This is a genomic window from Williamsia sp. z71 (assembly GCF_059553375.1).
This window is the reverse complement of sequence record NZ_JCANWX010000013.1, coordinates 53,940-69,703: the sequence shown is the minus strand read 5'-3', so window position 1 is coordinate 69,703 and position 15,764 is coordinate 53,940. Positions and strand designations below refer to the sequence as shown.

Genomic DNA, 15,764 nt, shown 5'->3' with positions numbered 1-15,764 from the left:
GGTCCGACGCCATCGGCCGCACCGTCGACGCGGTGTGGCGGATGGAGGCCGCGAAGATCGTCGCGACCCTGAGCCGCATGGTCGGCGACATCGGGTCGGCAGAAGACCTGGCGCAGGAAGCGCTGGTCGAAGCGCTGGCGAAGTGGCCGGAGTCAGGTGTCCCGCGCAATCCGGGCGCCTGGCTCACCACCGTTGCAAAACGCCGTGCCGTGGACGGATGGCGGCGGCAGGAGCGGTTGGATGCAAAATATGCCGCGATCGCCCGGGACCTGGACACCCGACCCGACGCCGAGCTGGGCTGGGACCCCGACAGCATCGACGACGACGTCCTGCGGTTGATCTTCGTCTCGGCCCACCCGGTCGTGGCCAGGGAAGGTCAGATCGCACTCACCCTGCGGGTCGTCGGCGGTCTGACGCCCACCGAGATCGCGCAGGCGTTCCTGACCTCGACCGCCACCATCCAGCAACGCATCGTGCGCGCGAAGAAGACACTCAAGGCGGCGAAGGTCCCGTTCGAGGTGCCACCCCGCGAGGACTACCCGAAACGGCTGTCGGCGGTGCTCAGCGTCATCTACCTGGTGTTCAACGAGGGGTATTCGGCGTCGTCCGGCGACCGGCTGATCCGGTCGGAACTGTGCACGGAGGCGCTGCGACTCGGCCGGGTCCTGGCGGAACTGGTGCCCGGCGAGCCGGAGGTCCATTCACTGGTGGCCCTGATGGAGTTCCAGGCGTCGCGCTTCGGTGCGCGGATCGCCGCCGACGGGACCCCGATCTTGCTGTCGGACCAGGATCGAAATACATGGGATTGGGCCCAGATCGCCCGTGGCACTGCAGCACTCGAGCGTGCCGACGCCTGCGGGCGGGGCCGCGGACCCTACGGTCTGCAGGCTGCGCTGGCCCAATGTCATGCCACCGCCGCGACCGCACAGGACACCGACTGGCATCGCATCGTTCTGCTGTACGAGGCGCTGGGAAGACTGGCGCCGTCGCCGGTGGTCGACCTGAACCGGGCGGTGGCGGTGTCGATGGAGTCCGGGCCCGGTCCGGCTCTGCAGATCGTCGACGACCTGGTCGCCGACGGTGCGCTGGCCCGGTCGCATCTGTTGCCGGCGGTGCGCGGTGAACTCCTGGCGCGTCTGGAGCGGTATCCCGAAGCGAGGGCGGAGCTGAGCAAGGCTGCGGCGATGGCCGGAAACCGAAGGGAGAGCGAAGTTCTGCGAGCCAGGGCCGACTCGATGTCTGACACGTTCGGTCAAAACCGTTGACTGAATCGGTCCTGCCAGTACTGTGGTGCGTATCACAAAGGTCTTGGAGGGCAAGCCATGGCAATTGCCGAGATGAACGAACTCCATCGCAGCATCGGCGCGCTGCGGCATCACATCGTCACGCTGAAACTGCACTACGGGGATGTCGATGCCGTCCGGCGGATGACCAACGATCTGGATCGCTTGGAAATCGACCTGCACGATTTCGAACAATCCCCGCCACCCGTGCGCCGGTCGCCGGTGGGCAAGGACGACGTGGTTTATGTGCCGGACAGCAAATCAGACGAGTCCGCGTGGCTCGGCGCGCAAGACGAAGGGCTGGGCTTCCATTCGCGTGAGCGTACGAAGTGAGCGCCCCCGCGGCTGAGCGGGAGACATCCGGGGTTACTTCTCCCGGGCGGGCGCGCATCCTGGCGCGAACACTCCGAGTGGATCGATGGTGGGTCCCGCCGCTGCTGACAGTCATCGGTCTGTCGGCGTTCGTCATCTACGCGACGATTCGATCATTTGTCCGCAGCGCCTATTGGGCTGCGGACTACCACTATCTCTCCCCGTTTTATTCGCCGTGCCTGAGCGAGTCGTGTGTCCCGGGAGCAAGTCACTTCGGGACCCCGTTCCCCGAGCTGCCGATGTGGATTCCGCTCGGCTTCATCGTCCTGCCCTTCCTGCTCGGCTTCCGGCTGACGTGTTACTACTACCGCAAGGCCTACTACCGCTCGTTCTGGTTCTCGCCACCGGCGTGTGCGGTGGCCGAGCCGCACAACCGCTACACCGGGGAGACCCGTTTTCCGCTGATCGTCCAGAACGCCCACCGCTACTTCTTCTATGTGGCACTGATCGTTTCGCTGATCAACACCTACGATGCGGTCACCGCGTTCCACGGTGAGGGGGGTGGTTTCGGCTTCGGCCTGGGCAACATCATCCTGCTGGGCAACGTCATCCTGCTGTGGACGTACACGGTGTCGTGTCATTCGTGTCGGCACGTGACCGGCGGCCGTCTCAAGCACTTCTCGGCGCATCCGATCCGGTATTGGATCTGGACGCAGGTGTCGAAGCTCAACACCCGTCACATGCAGTACGCCTGGATCACGCTGGGCACGCTGGTCCTCACCGACTTCTACGTCATGCTCGTCGCCAGTGGCACCATCTCCGACCTTCGCTTTGTGAACTGACCCCTTCTCGCGCGCAACGGCTGTTGCGCAATCGACTTCACGCTAGGGAGCCGTTGCCAGATGACCGAAACCGAACGCCATGAATACGATGTCGTCGTGATCGGTGCCGGGGGCGCCGGCCTGCGGGCGGTCATCGAGGCCCGGGAAAAGGGCTACTCCGTCGCGGTGGTCTGCAAGTCGTTGTTCGGTAAGGCGCACACGGTCATGGCCGAAGGTGGTTGTGCCGCGTCGATGGGTAACGCCAACTCGAAGGACAACTGGCAGACGCACTTCAAGGACACGATGCGCGGCGGCAAGTTCCTCAACAACTGGCGGATGGCGGAACTGCACGCCAAGGAGGCGCCCGATCGGGTCTGGGAGCTGGAAACCTATGGCGCCCTGTTCGATCGGACTGCCGATGGACGAATTGCCCAGCGCAACTTCGGTGGTCACACCTACCCGAGGCTGGCGCATGTCGGTGACCGGACGGGCCTCGAACTGATCCGGACGATGCAACAGAAGATCGTCTCGCTGCAACAAGAGGACTACGCGGCCACCGGCGACTATGAGGCGCGGATCAAGGTGTTCGCCGAATGCACCATCACCGAACTGCTCAAGGACGGCGATGCCATCGCGGGCGCGTTCGGATACTGGCGGGAGTCCGGCCGGTTCGTGCTCTTCGAGGCCCCCGCGGTGGTGCTCGCGACCGGCGGCATCGGCAAGTCCTTCAAGGTGACGTCCAATTCGTGGGAGTACACCGGCGACGGACATGCACTGGCGCTGCGGGCCGGGGCCAGCCTGATCAATATGGAGTTCGTTCAGTTCCATCCGACCGGGATGGTCTGGCCACCGAGTGTCAAGGGCATCCTGGTGACCGAAGGTGTTCGCGGCGACGGTGGCGTACTGAAGAACACCGACGGCAAACGGTTCATGTTCGACTACATCCCACCGGTGTTCAAGGGGCAGTACGCCGAGACGGAAGACGAGGCCGACAAGTGGCTCGCCGACAACGACAGTGCCCGCCGCACACCCGATCTGCTGCCGCGTGACGAGGTCGCCCGCGCCATCAACGAAGAGGTGAAGGCCGGACGCGGCACCGAACACGGCGGCGTCTACCTCGACATCGCCTCGCGGATGCCCGCCGACGAGATCATCCGCCGGCTGCCGTCGATGCATCACCAGTTCAAGGAACTCGCCGATGTCGACATCACGGCCGAACCCATGGAGGTGGGCCCGACCTGCCACTACGTGATGGGTGGCATCGAGGTCGATCCGGATACCGGGGCCGCGCGCGTCCCGGGCCTGTTCGCGGCCGGTGAATGCTCGGGCGGTATGCATGGCTCGAATCGTCTGGGCGGCAACTCCCTTTCCGACTTGCTGGTGTTCGGACGCCGGGCCGGGCTCGGTGCGGCATCGTATGTCGGATCGCTGCAGAGCCGTCCCGCAGTCTCTGCCGCAGATATCGATCGGGCCGCGGCGTTCGCACTGGCCCCGTTCGACCCGCCTGTCGAGGGCAAGCCCGAGAATCCCTACACGCTGCACACCGATCTGCAGCAGTCCATGAACGACCTTGTCGGCATCATCCGGAAAGAGGAGGAGGTGCAGGAGGCGATCAGGGTTCTCGAGGACATCCGTCGGCGGATGCCCGGCATGCAGGTCGAAGGCCATCGGCAGTTCAATCCGGGCTGGCATCTGGCCGTTGATCTGCGGAACATGCTGCTCGTCTCCGAATGCGTCGCCAAAGCGGCTCTGCTCCGCACCGAGAGCCGCGGTGGCCACACCCGCGACGACCATCCCGCGATGGACCCGACCTGGCGTAACACGCTGTTGGTCTGCACAGCCGACCCCGGCGACGATTCGCCGGTCCCGGAGGTGACGGTGGTCAAAGAAGAGCAGACCCCGATGCGCCCGGAGTTGCTGGAGCTGTTCGATTTCGACGAGATCGAGAAGTACTACACATCCGGTGAGATCGCCGGTCATCCCAACGCCGGGGGCAGCGAGGAGAACTGACATGGGCTATGACGCGAAGTTCCGGGTGTGGCGAGGTGATGCCGAGGACGGTGAGCTGTGCGACTACACCGTGCTGGCCAACGACGGTGAGGTGGTGCTCGACATCATCCACCGCCTACAGGCGACCCAGACCCCGGATCTGGCGGTGCGCTGGAACTGCAAGGCCGGTAAGTGTGGGTCGTGCTCGGCGGAGGTCAACGGTCGCCCCAAGTTGCTCTGCATGACCCGGATGTCGACCTTCACCGAAGACGAGGTCATCACCGTCACTCCGATGCGGACGTTCCCCGTGGTCCGCGACCTGGTCACCGATGTGTCCTTCAACTATGAGAAGGCCCGCGAGATCCCGGCGTTCACCCCACCGGAAGGACTGAAAGCGGGGGAGTACCGGATGAAGCAGGTCGATGTGCAGCGATCCCAGGAGTTCCGCAAGTGCATCGAGTGCTTCCTCTGCCAGGACGTCTGCCATGTGATCCGGGATCACGATGACAACAAGCAGAGCTATGCCGGCCCTCGTCACCTGATGCGGATCGCCGAACTCGACATGCATCCGCTCGATGTCGCCGAGCGGAGGGAGTCGGCGCAGTCCGAGCACGGCCTGGGGCTGTGCAACATCACCAAATGCTGCGGCGAGGTGTGTCCCGAAAACATCAAGATCACCGACAACGCACTGATCCCGCTCAAAGAGCGTGTCGTCGATCGTCAGTACGACCCGCTGGTGTGGTTGGGGAACAAGCTCTTTCGCAGGTAGTCGACCCGAAGGTGTAACAATTCTCCTCGCCGGGTACTCGCTCGCTCGACAAACCAATCGCGTGAACAGCCCGTAGGGTTGGACACGGAACATTGCCGAGCGAAGCAACCGAGGTGTGCATGCCCCTGGAGAACCAGTCGGACTCATCGCGACCGCCAGTCGACCTGTCGGAGGCTGAGCACACAGCCGACGGACACCTGGTCGAGGCACAGTCCGATGACTTCGATCACGCGAAGCCGCTGCGTGTGGACAATGAGTGGTTCAAGAAGGCCGTATTTTACGAGGTACTCGTACGGGCCTTCAACGACTCGAACAACGACGGGGTCGGAGACCTACGCGGTTTGACCGAGAAGCTCGACTACCTGGCCTGGCTGGGTGTCGATTGCCTGTGGTTACCGCCGTTCTACGATTCACCGCTGCGCGACGGCGGGTATGACATCCGTGATTTCCGGACCGTCTTACCCGAGTTCGGCACGGTGGACGACTTTGTCGAGTTGCTCGATCAAGCGCACCGTCGCGGGATCCGAATCATCACCGACCTGGTGATGAACCATACGTCGGACAGCCATCTGTGGTTCCAGGAATCACGTTCCGATCCGGACGGTCCCTACGGCGACTACTACGTCTGGGCCGACGACGATTCGGGCTATCCGAATGCCCGCATCATCTTCGTCGACACCGAGATCTCCAACTGGACGTGGGATCCGGTTCGCGGGCAATACTATTGGCACCGTTTCTTCTCCCACCAGCCCGACCTCAACTACGACAATCCCGAAGTCGCCGAAGCGATGATCGACGTGCTGCGGTTCTGGCTCGATCTCGGTATCGACGGGTTCCGGCTCGACGCCGTGCCGTACCTGTACGAGCGGGAACAGACCAACTGCGAAAACCTCAACGAGACACACCAGTTCCTCAAAAGGTGCCGCAAGGTCGTCGACGATGAATACCCCGGACGCGTCCTGCTGGCCGAGGCGAATCAGTGGCCGGCGGATGTGGTCGAGTACTTCGGTGAGCCCGACGTCGGCGACGAATGCCACATGGCATTCCACTTTCCCTTGATGCCACGCATTTTCATGGCCGTCCGGAGGCAGAACCGGTTTCCGATCTCGGAGATCCTCGAACAGACGCCGCCCATTCCGAAGTCGGCCCAATGGGCGATCTTCCTGCGCAACCACGATGAGCTGACGCTGGAGATGGTCACCGACGAAGAGCGTGACTACATGTACGCCGAGTACGCCAAAGACCCAAGAATGAAGGCCAACATCGGGATCCGGCGCAGGCTTGCGCCACTACTCGACAACGATCGAAACCAGTTGGAACTGTTCACCGCGTTGCTGCTGAGCCTGCCCGGATCCCCGATGCTCTACTACGGGGACGAAATCGGTATGGGCGACAACATCTGGCTCGGTGACCGTGATTCGGTGCGTACCCCCATGCAATGGACACCCGACCGCAACGCCGGCTTCTCGCGCACCGACCCGGCGAGGATGTATCTGCCGGTCATCATGGATCCGACCTATGGGTTCCAGGCGCTGAACGTCGAGGCGCAGATGAACTCGACCAACACCCTGCTGCACTGGACCCGACGCATGATCGAAGTGCGCAAACAACATCCGGCCTTCGGCCTGGGGACATTCACCGAACTCGGCAACAGCAATCCGTCGGTTCTCACCTACCTGCGGGAGCTGGCGCCGTCGGCCGAAGAGCGTCGACCCAGTGACGTCATCCTCTGCGTCAACAACCTCTCGCGCTTCCCGCAAGCGGTGATCATGGACCTGTCGATGTTCGACGGCCGGATTCCGGTGGAACTGACGGGGTCCATCCCGTTCCCCAAGATCGATTCCGCGTCGTACATGGTGACGCTGCCAGGTCACGGATTCTACTGGTTTGCGTTGCAGCCCGACCCGGCTGATGCCGGTGTCGCACAGGGGTATCCACTCAGCAGCGAAGCAGAGGCGGCGGTCCAACCATGACTGTGAAATTGCCCGACGATCAGGAAATTGCCGAGGGTCTGGCCCGGTGGCTCCCGCAGCAGCGGTGGTTCTCGGCGAAAAACCGTGAGATATCGGGGGTCCGGGTGAACACGCGGGTCCCGTTGGCGGCGGACGACGGGTACGCGGCCGAACAGGTCCTCGTGTCCGTCGGGTTCGATTCCGGTCCCGATCTGCGCTACCAAATACCCCTCGGATACCGAACCCACCTGTCGGAACCGTTGCTGGCATGGGCGGTGACCGATCCGCTTTCGGGTTCGGCGACCGCCTACGACGGCCTGCAGGATCCGGAGCTGGCCGGTCGCCTCCTGACGGCATTGGCTGCCAACGAGACCATCGGCGGACTGCGCTTCGAGACCTTGCCCGGTGGCGTCATCGACTCGGAGGCGCCCGGTCGGGTGATGAGTGCCGAGCAGTCCAACACGTCGGTGGTGTTCGGTGAATCCCTGTTGTTCAAAGTGTTTCGACAGTTGGATATCGGGATCAATCCCGATGTGGAACTGCACCGCGCCCTCAGTGAGGTCGGGTGCAAGCATGTGGCCGAGCTCCGCGGCTGGATCGAAACAGACATCGACGGTGGTCCGACGACGTTGGCCATGGCACAGGAGTTCATCGACAACGCCGCCGACGGTTGGAGCATGGCGCTGATCAGTGTGCGTGACCTGTTCACCGAGGCCGACCTACATGCGGCCGAGCTGGGAAGCGATTTCGCCGGCGACGCCGAGCGACTCGGGGCCGCGCTGGCACACGTGCACGCGGACCTGGCCCGGAGCCTGGGAGTGAGTGAGCGAAACGGCAACGGCGCGGTGATCGGAGACATGCGAGCGAGACTCGTTGCCGCGGCCGAATCGGTTCCGCAGCTCGAGGAACTGCGAGAACCGGTGTCGGCGGTTTTCGACGAGGCCGCGGACGCGGGCCCGACACTCGTGCAGCGCATCCACGGCGATCTCCATCTCGGTCAGGTTCTGCGGACACCTTTGACCTGGTTGGTGATCGACTTCGAAGGGGAACCGCTCAAATCGGTGGCCGAGCGTCGGCTACCCGACAGCCCGCTGCGCGACGTGGCGGGCATGCTTCGATCGTTCGACTATGCCGGCCACCACCTGATCGGCGAGGGATCGCCGGCGCGCACCGGACAACTCGAGTTCCGCGCACGGGAATGGGTGGAACGTAATTCGGCGGCGTTCTGTGACGGATATGCCGCCGTGACCGGTGAGGATCCACGAACGCACTCCGCGCTGCTTCGGGCGTACGAGCTCGACAAGGCCGTCTATGAAGCGGTGTACGAGGCCCGACACCGCCCGGCCTGGTTGCCATTGCCCTTGAACGCGATCGAGCGGCTCGTCTCCGTGTGATGACGCATCCGGAGAACGGAATTCTTCACAAGAGTTGAAACTCTTCGCGGGTTTCGCCATTCCAGCGGCGCAGGCCGGCGACGCGCGCGGTGAACATCTCCGGGTCGTCGCCGATGGCCCTCACGATGTGTCCGAGCTGACCCGGCAGCAGTCGGCGGGCGAGCGTGATGTGCGGTGTCCAGCCGCCCGGCTGGATATGCGGCAATGCCCGTCCGCCGATGTGTGGCCGGGTGGTGGCGAATACCTGGGCGTGCAGACTCAGGAGGCGTTCGGAGGCGACCACCAGTCGGGCCGCGGTACCCCGGCGACCCCAGAACAGTAGTAGGGCTCCGACATTGACGGACATCCCGACAACGTCGGGGATCCCCCGGAGCCCCTCGTCCACCGCGGCGTCGATCGAGTCCGCCGCCACCAGGGTGACGTGCGGCCGGTTGGACTTCGACCGGATGTTGCCCTGGCTCGGCAATCCGGCCTCCGCGATCTTCTGCCACTGCTGCCCGATTATCGCGTTGGTCGCCTCATCGAAGATGAGCTCGATCGAGTGCGCCATTCAGCGTCGGCTCCACTGCTTCTGGTCGTGCACGGTGACGGCGGGAACGTCGCCGCGGTAGACCTCGACCTCGACCCGGACGAGTTGTCCGGTGGATCCCTGTGACAACCGGGAGGTGCCGACGTCGCGGGTCAGGACATTCGGGTTGCCGTGGACACAACCGGCGATGTCGGGGGAGCTGTAGTCGAACCACGCCCCGGTGGACAGCTGCGCGATGTTGGGTGCGACCCGGTCGTCGATGACCGCCCCGGCCAGCATCTGAGCGGTCTGGCTGCGGACCAGGACGACATCGCCGTCGCAGATCGACCGCGTCGCGGCGTCAGTGGGATGGAGGCGGATCGGCTCGCGGCCCTGGACTTTCGACGCGACGCTGTAGTCACCATGATCGAGTTGGCTGTGCAGTCGCGTCTTCGGATTGTTCGCGATCAGGCACAGGGGGTACTCGCCAGAACCGAGTCCCTCGGCCTCGGGCGGGGCGAGCCAGGCCGGGTGGGGCGGGCAGTCGTCGTAGCCGAACCCCTCGATGGTGTCCGAGTAGATCTCGATCCGGCCGCTGGGAGTGGGCAACGGGTGTGCGGCCGGGTCGCTGCGAAACTCTTGGTAGAGCGAGTGTTCGGTGTCCGCGCCGGACAGCTCGAGTCGGCCCTTCTCCCAGAATTCGGCGAAGTCCTCGGTCGGGGTGTGGTGCGCCGGCGTGGCCCGACGCCAATCCTCGTACATCTTCTCGAGCCAGCCCCGCTCATCGAGATTCTCGGTGAAGGCATCGAAGACGCCGAGACGTTTGCTGAGCTGTGCCAGGATGTCGAAGTCGCTCAACGACTCACCGACCGGCGCGGACACCTGTCGCATGGCGATCATGGACTGGTCGTACCGTCCGCAGCCGATGTCGTTGCGTTCGAGGGTGGTGGTCACCGGCAACACGATGTCGGCGTGGCGGGCAGTTGCCGTCCAGAACGGCTCGTGCACGATGACGGTCTCCGGTTGCGCGAAAGCGCGCCGGAGCCGGACCAGATCCTGGTGGTGATGGAACGGGTTGCCGCCGGCCCAATAGACCAACTTGGTGTCGGGATAGACCTTGGTCTGACCGTTGAACTCGTAACTCTCGCCGGGGTGGAGAAGCATGTCGGCAATGCGGGCGACCGGGATGAACTCATCCACCGGATTGGCGCCCTGGAAGAACGTCGGCAGTGAATAGGGGAGCTTGGCCGCACCCATGCCGCCGGTCGAACCGTAACCGTGGCCGAAACCGCCTCCGGGAAGGCCGATCTGACCGAGGAATGCGGCCAGCGCGATGGAGGCCCACAGGGGCTGCTCGCCGTAGGTGGCTCTCTGCAAGGACCAGGACGTGGTCACCATCGTCCGCTTGGCTGCCATCCGCCGAGCCAGGCCGCTGATCGAATCCGGATCCATGCCGCAGATCTCTGCGGCCCACCGCGGGTCTTTCACGACACCATCGGGGGCGCCGCACAGATAGTCGGTGAACCGTTCGAAGCCCACGCAGTAGCGGTCGAGAAAGTCGCGGTCGCAGAGGTTTTCGTCGAGGAGGACCCAGCACAGTGCCAGCATCAGCGCGGTGTCACTGGCCGGGGTGGTGACGATCCACTCGTCTTGCGCCGTCAGCGCCAGGTCGTCGGACAGCGGGCCGATCAACACGAATTGCGCACCGTTGTCGTGGGCGGCATCGATCGCACTGCGGACGATGTGTCTGCTGATGCCGCCGCCGTTGATCTGGAAGTTCTTGGCGGGGATGCCACCGAAGCAGACAAAGAGCTCGGTGTGCTCGCTCATCACCTGCCACGTGGTGGGGTTGTACAGCGGCTCTTCGCTCCCGACGATGTGGGGGAGCAGCACACTCGATGCACCGTGGCTGTAGCTGTGCACTGATCGGGTGTAGCCGCCGATGCAGTTGAGAAAACGGTGTATCTGACTCTGCGCGTGGTGAAACCGGCCCGCGCTGGCCCATCCGTAGGAACCGCCGAAGATCGCGGGATTGCCGTACGTGCCGCGGACGCGTGCCAACTCGCCGGCCGCCAGGTCGAGTGCATGATCCCACGTCACCTCGACGAAATCGTCGTCACCGCGGGTGTTGTCGGCGCCGGGTCCGTTGCTGAGCCATCGGCGGCGGACGTACGGATGCAGGATCCGGGCGCCGGTGTCGAATGATGCAGGGATGTTCGCCAGGAGCGGTGAGGGATCGGGGTCGGCGGGATCCGGCTCGACATTCAGCACGTCGCCGTCGACAGAAGCGGTGAAGACACCCCAGTGTGAGCTGTTGACCTTTGCCGACCGTTCAACCCCTGCCGATCGTTCGACGTTTGCTTCCTCAGGCATGTCCCACAGTGTTGCAGCTGTGCCGTCCGGAGGCATCGTTCAGCAGGTGGGCGTCTGTGTCGTACCGGTGAATCTGGCCGTGGTCCACGCCCGCAGATCCTTCATCATCTGAGAATCCCGGTCCAGCACGCTCATGTGAGTGCGGTCCGAATACGCCTGGAACTCGAAGCTCGCCCCGGCAGCGCACTGCTGCTCGACCCACTTCTCGGTGATGTCGAAGGGGATCACCTCGTCGGCGGTGCCCTGGCCGATGAACACCGGCTGGGTGGGGATCGTCGGAATGTTCTGCCGCAGGCGATCACCCATCGCACCGGACGACGGATCGGCGAGCGTCACCGATTGTGTTGCCGGCAGCGAGGTCACCACCGAGGCCATCAGCGAAGGGTCGGTGATGCAGCGGTCGCCCGCGGCCCGGACGTTGGCCCACGCACCGGGCCGGATATAGGCGCGTGGATCGACGTCGGGGTAGGTGCGGGCGTAGGAACGTGTGACATAGGCCGTCAGCAGGGCGCCACCGAGTATTCCCTGCACTCTCTGGGCCATGGCCACCAGATCGGTCGCCGGCGACAGCGATGCGACGCCGCGGATGTTGACGTCCGGAGCATAGTCAGGGGCCAGCATCCCGGTCCACAGCGCCGCGTGACCGCCCTGGGAATGACCCCAGACCACAGTCTTTTCGGACACCTCGACCTCATCGAACTGACGCACTGCCCGGATCGAGTCCAGCGCGGAGTAGGCCTGGCCGTTGCCGATCAGATACGGCGCGACACCTTCGGTGCCCATCCCGGCATAGTCGGTCGAGACGATGACCCGGCCGGCTTTCAGGACGGGCCACAGGGGTGGCATCCCGTCAAACGCGTTGGTCGCCAACGAGGGTGCGCACGGCCGCGCGACGCCGGTGGTGCCGTGAGTCCAGGCGATGACCGGGCGCGGTCCACCGGGCCGGTCGATCGCGGCCAGCACCGACGCGGAGGCGACCGTGGGCCTGCCGTGTGAATCGGTGGTGCTGTAGAGGATCAGCCAGGCCTCCGCGCCGTCGGGAAGGTCGGCGGGAGTGAATGGCATCGACCTGATCAACGTGCCCGCCGGCCCCGGTATCGGGTCGGGGGTCGCATAGAACGGGTCGTGGCGGCTCACGTGTGCTGCGATGCTCACCGCGACCAGGACCAGACTCAGTGCCAACGCGATCGATCGGCCACCCAGGCGCAGGAACTGTCGGGGCGTCGACCGCGGCGGAGTCGCACTGTGCCGGTTCTGATCCCGCGGTGTGCGGTGGCGGAACACCGCGACCAGCGACGTGAGTCCAAACCAGACGACGTAGGCGCCGAACACGACGGCCACCACAAAAACGGTGACGTCGGGCCAGGACAGTGCCACCACGCCGAGCGTCACCGTCGCCAGTGCGCCGATGACACCTGCTGCGGTGTCGATGCCGCCGCCGGCTGTCGAGGTCCTGACCGCATCGAAGCCGTGGACGACGCCGGCCACGACCAGCGCCACCCCCACGATCAGCGACAGGTGCTCGGTGGTCAGGCGGGGCCAGATCAAGATCACCAGGCCGACCAGCAGCCAGGCCACCCCGAGCAGGCGGCGAAAAACCGGATGATCGCCGGGCGTGGCGATCGTCGAGATCCCGACGAGGAGTGCGTTGATCCCGGCGAGGATCGTCAGCACCTCCACCGACGCGAACGGCTGGAGTCCCAGGATCACCCCGAGAACCACGCAGCCGACGGCGATCACTGCCACGAACGGGCGGGGCAGCGACCTGATCACCCTGGCGACGGCCGGCATCAATCAACCTTGTCAGACGCCGGGCCGTCCGGGCCTGCTTCAGCCGAGGTCATGGCTTTGTGCAACAGAAGATGGCCGTGCCCGGAAAATGTTGCCCGCGAAGCGGACTCCACTGGCCCCACTCCCGGTCGAACCCCTCCGGCCACTCCGGCTCGATGAGATCGTCCAGGATCAGGCCGGCCGCCCGGATCTCCCGGATCCGATCTCCGACGGTGCGGTGATGTTCGACGTACGACACCGTCCCGTCGTCCTCGGTCTCCACATACGGAGTGCGGTCGAAGTAGGACAGGATCACCGTCAGTCCGGCCGGTCCGGGATCGTCCGGAAACATCCACCGCATCGGATGGTTGACCGAGAAGACCCATCGGCCGCCGGGCTTGAGCACCCGGGCCACCTCGGCCATCACCCCCGCCGAGTCCGCGACGAAGGGCACCGCCCCGAACGCCGAGCAGACCACGTCGAACACCTCGTCGCGGAAGGGGAGTTGTTCGGCGCCGGCCTGGACCAGCGGCGGCTGCGGACCGCCGCGGGCCATCGCCATCTGACCGCGGCGCAGCATCTCCCGGGACAGGTCCAGGCCCACCGCATGGGCGCCTTGCCCGGTGAGCCACCGACTGCACGGCGCCGACCCGCAGCCGATCTCGAGAACGGCCTTTCCGGTGACGTCGCCGAGGAGGTGAACGTCGGATTCGCGGAGTCCCTCGGGACACCAGACGAAGTCGCCCGCCTCACTGCCCGCTCCGAGGAATTCGCCGTGGCTGATGTGATATTCGTCGGCGTCGGCGTCCCACCAGCGGCGATTCGCCGCAGCGCTCGTCCGAGAGTCCACGGAGCCGCGGATCAGCGGGTGCGAACCGCCGGTATTTGCCCAGGCCACCGGGCCTGGCGTATCGTCAACCACGCGCGTGCCTGAGCTCGTGTGGTTCTACATGCCGATCACTTCGCAGTGATCCGTGTCGTTCCAGCAATATCTGCATTATCTGTCCCTACAACCAAACCTGTCCGGAGCCATCTAACATATGCCGTCCACGACCATTACCTCGCCGCAAGTAGCCATTAACGATATTGGCTCGGCTGAGGATTTTCTTGCTGCCATCGATGCAACTATCAAGTACTTCAACGATGGCGACATCGTCGAGGGCACCATCGTCAAGGTTGACCGTGACGAAGTGCTGCTCGACATCGGTTACAAAACCGAGGGAGTGATCCCGTCCCGCGAATTGTCCATCAAGCACGACGTCGACCCCAGCGAGGTCGTCAGCGTCGGTGACGTGGTGGAAGCACTGGTCCTCACCAAAGAGGACAAAGAGGGTCGGTTGATCCTGTCCAAGAAGCGCGCTCAGTACGAGCGGGCGTGGGGCACCATCGAAGAGCTCAAGGAAAAGGACGAGGCCGTCAAGGGCACCGTCATCGAGGTCGTCAAGGGCGGCCTGATCCTGGACATCGGTCTGCGTGGATTCCTCCCCGCATCGCTGGTGGAGATGCGTCGCGTGCGCGATCTGCAGCCGTACATCGGCAAGGAGATCGAAGCCAAGATCATCGAGCTGGACAAGAACCGGAACAATGTCGTCCTCTCGCGCCGTGCATGGCTCGAGCAGACCCAGTCCGAGGTCCGCAGCGAGTTCCTGCACCAGCTGCAGAAGGGCCAGGTCCGCAAGGGCGTCGTGTCCTCGATCGTCAACTTCGGCGCATTCGTCGATCTCGGCGGCGTCGACGGTCTGGTTCACGTCTCCGAGCTGTCTTGGAAGCACATCGATCACCCGTCCGAGGTTGTCGCCGTCGGCGACGAGGTCACCGTCGAGGTTCTCGACGTCGATCTGGACCGCGAGCGCGTGTCGCTGTCGCTCAAGGCCACCCAGGAAGATCCGTGGCGCCAGTTCGCTCGCACCCACGCCATCGGCCAGATCGTGCCCGGCAAGGTCACCAAGCTGGTTCCGTTCGGTGCATTCGTGCGGGTCGAAGAGGGAATCGAAGGCCTCGTCCACATCTCGGAGCTGGCCGAGCGCCACGTCGAGGTGCCGGATCAGGTTGTCGCCGTCGGTGACGACGCGATGGTCAAGGTCATCGACATCGACCTCGAGCGTCGCCGGATCTCGCTGAGCCTCAAGCAGGCCAACGAGGACTACACCGAAGAGTTCGACCCCTCGAAGTACGGCATGGCCGACAGCTACGACGAGCAGGGCAACTACATCTTCCCCGAAGGCTTCGATTCCGAGACCAACGAATGGCTCGACGGATTCGACAAGCAGCGGGAAGCGTGGGAGTCGCGCTACGCCGAGGCAGAACGTCGCCACAAGATGCACACCACCCAGATGGAGAAGTTCGCCGCTGCCGCCGAGGCCGCTGCCAACGCTCCGACGGATTACTCGTCGGATTCGGCTGACAAGGGTGGTGACGACGCTGCCACCGCATCGTCCTCGTCGTCTTCGTCGTCCGCTCCGAAGAGCGGTGGCTCGCTGGCCAGCGACGAGCAGCTCGCTGCTCTGCGCGAAAAGCTTTCGGGCAACGCCTGATAGAGCACCAACCCCAAACCGCCCCCGGCCTTTCGGTCGGGGGCGGTTTGTTTGGGTTC

Annotated in this window: 12 protein-coding genes; 8 read left to right on the top strand and 4 right to left on the bottom strand. The window is 64.5% G+C overall.

Annotated features, from left to right (window positions below):
• The first annotated feature begins 41 nt into the window (after window positions 1-41).
• The 7 genes from AC51GR_RS24435 (at window position 42) to AC51GR_RS24405 (ending at window position 8,520) form a co-directional block, all read left to right on the top strand.
• Window positions 42-1,265 carry an RNA polymerase sigma factor gene (locus AC51GR_RS24435; protein ID WP_496327283.1) on the top strand — a complete coding sequence of 408 codons (1,224 nt, stop codon included), beginning with the start codon at window positions 42-44 and terminating at the stop codon, window positions 1,263-1,265.
• Window positions 1,266-1,322: 57 nt separating this feature from the next.
• Window positions 1,323-1,616: an Rv0250c family protein gene (locus AC51GR_RS24430; protein ID WP_495515870.1), complete on the top strand. Its 294-nt coding sequence runs from the start codon at window positions 1,323-1,325 to the stop codon at window positions 1,614-1,616.
• Window positions 1,613-2,437 carry a succinate dehydrogenase subunit SdhC gene (gene sdhC / locus AC51GR_RS24425; protein ID WP_496327247.1) on the top strand — a complete coding sequence of 275 codons (825 nt, stop codon included), beginning with the start codon at window positions 1,613-1,615 and terminating at the stop codon, window positions 2,435-2,437. The genes AC51GR_RS24430 and sdhC overlap by 4 nt, the downstream gene beginning before the upstream one ends.
• Before the next feature lie 60 nt (window positions 2,438-2,497).
• Window positions 2,498-4,426, top strand: a complete 1,929-nt coding sequence (locus AC51GR_RS24420; RefSeq protein ID WP_496327246.1) for a fumarate reductase/succinate dehydrogenase flavoprotein subunit — start codon at window positions 2,498-2,500, stop codon at window positions 4,424-4,426.
• Window position 4,427: 1 nt separating this feature from the next.
• Window positions 4,428-5,174 carry a succinate dehydrogenase/fumarate reductase iron-sulfur subunit gene (locus tag AC51GR_RS24415; protein ID WP_496327245.1) on the top strand — a complete coding sequence of 249 codons (747 nt, stop codon included), beginning with the start codon at window positions 4,428-4,430 and terminating at the stop codon, window positions 5,172-5,174.
• A gap of 119 nt (window positions 5,175-5,293) precedes the next feature.
• Window positions 5,294-7,147 (top strand): maltose alpha-D-glucosyltransferase, encoded by a 1,854-nt coding sequence (gene treS / locus AC51GR_RS24410; protein WP_496327244.1) that lies wholly within the window; start codon window positions 5,294-5,296, stop codon window positions 7,145-7,147.
• Entirely contained in the window at window positions 7,144-8,520 is a 1,377-nt protein-coding gene (locus AC51GR_RS24405) for a maltokinase N-terminal cap-like domain-containing protein (RefSeq protein WP_496327243.1), read from the top strand. Before treS ends, AC51GR_RS24405 begins: the two co-directional genes overlap by 4 nt.
• A gap of 25 nt (window positions 8,521-8,545) precedes the next feature.
• On the opposite strand, the gene AC51GR_RS24400 is transcribed toward AC51GR_RS24405, so the two are convergent.
• The 4 genes from AC51GR_RS24400 to AC51GR_RS24385 are packed head-to-tail and all read right to left on the bottom strand — an operon-like array spanning window position 8,546 to window position 14,069.
• Window positions 8,546-9,070 carry a 2'-5' RNA ligase family protein gene (locus tag AC51GR_RS24400; RefSeq protein ID WP_496327242.1) on the bottom strand — a complete coding sequence of 175 codons (525 nt, stop codon included), beginning with the start codon at window positions 9,068-9,070 and terminating at the stop codon, window positions 8,546-8,548.
• Window positions 9,071-11,401 carry a molybdopterin-dependent oxidoreductase gene (locus tag AC51GR_RS24395; protein WP_496327241.1) on the bottom strand — a complete coding sequence of 777 codons (2,331 nt, stop codon included), beginning with the start codon at window positions 11,399-11,401 and terminating at the stop codon, window positions 9,071-9,073.
• A 39-nt stretch (window positions 11,402-11,440) separates the two neighbouring features.
• On the bottom strand, window positions 11,441-13,192 hold the full coding sequence (locus AC51GR_RS24390; protein WP_496327240.1) for a lipase family protein: 1,752 nt from the start codon (window positions 13,190-13,192) through the stop codon (window positions 11,441-11,443).
• 49 nt (window positions 13,193-13,241) lie between these two features.
• Window positions 13,242-14,069, bottom strand: a complete 828-nt coding sequence (locus AC51GR_RS24385; RefSeq protein WP_496327239.1) for a class I SAM-dependent methyltransferase — start codon at window positions 14,067-14,069, stop codon at window positions 13,242-13,244.
• Between the two features lie 142 nt (window positions 14,070-14,211).
• Between AC51GR_RS24385 and rpsA the strand changes: the two genes are divergently transcribed.
• A complete protein-coding gene (gene rpsA, locus AC51GR_RS24380; RefSeq protein WP_496327238.1) occupies window positions 14,212-15,705 on the top strand; it encodes a 30S ribosomal protein S1 in 1,494 nt (497 codons plus the stop codon).
• Window positions 15,706-15,764: the final 59 nt, after the last annotated feature.

What these genes read in the sequence shown, in the direction of transcription:
- treS (WP_496327244.1), top strand. Translation starts at nt 5,294, where the DNA reads ATGCCCCTGGAGAACCAGTCGGACTCATCGCGACCGCCAGTCGACCTG.
- AC51GR_RS24420 (WP_496327246.1), top strand. Translation starts at nt 2,498, where the DNA reads ATGACCGAAACCGAACGCCATGAATACGATGTCGTCGTGATCGGTGCC.
- AC51GR_RS24430 (WP_495515870.1), top strand. Translation starts at nt 1,323, where the DNA reads ATGGCAATTGCCGAGATGAACGAACTCCATCGCAGCATCGGCGCGCTG.
- AC51GR_RS24415 (WP_496327245.1), top strand. Translation starts at nt 4,428, where the DNA reads ATGGGCTATGACGCGAAGTTCCGGGTGTGGCGAGGTGATGCCGAGGAC.
- AC51GR_RS24400 (WP_496327242.1), bottom strand. Translation starts at nt 9,070, where the DNA reads ATGGCGCACTCGATCGAGCTCATCTTCGATGAGGCGACCAACGCGATA.
- AC51GR_RS24390 (WP_496327240.1), bottom strand. Translation starts at nt 13,192, where the DNA reads ATGCCGGCCGTCGCCAGGGTGATCAGGTCGCTGCCCCGCCCGTTCGTG.
- AC51GR_RS24395 (WP_496327241.1), bottom strand. Translation starts at nt 11,401, where the DNA reads ATGCCTGAGGAAGCAAACGTCGAACGATCGGCAGGGGTTGAACGGTCG.
- AC51GR_RS24435 (WP_496327283.1), top strand. Translation starts at nt 42, where the DNA reads ATGGAGGCCGCGAAGATCGTCGCGACCCTGAGCCGCATGGTCGGCGAC.
- rpsA (WP_496327238.1), top strand. Translation starts at nt 14,212, where the DNA reads ATGCCGTCCACGACCATTACCTCGCCGCAAGTAGCCATTAACGATATT.
- AC51GR_RS24405 (WP_496327243.1), top strand. Translation starts at nt 7,144, where the DNA reads ATGACTGTGAAATTGCCCGACGATCAGGAAATTGCCGAGGGTCTGGCC.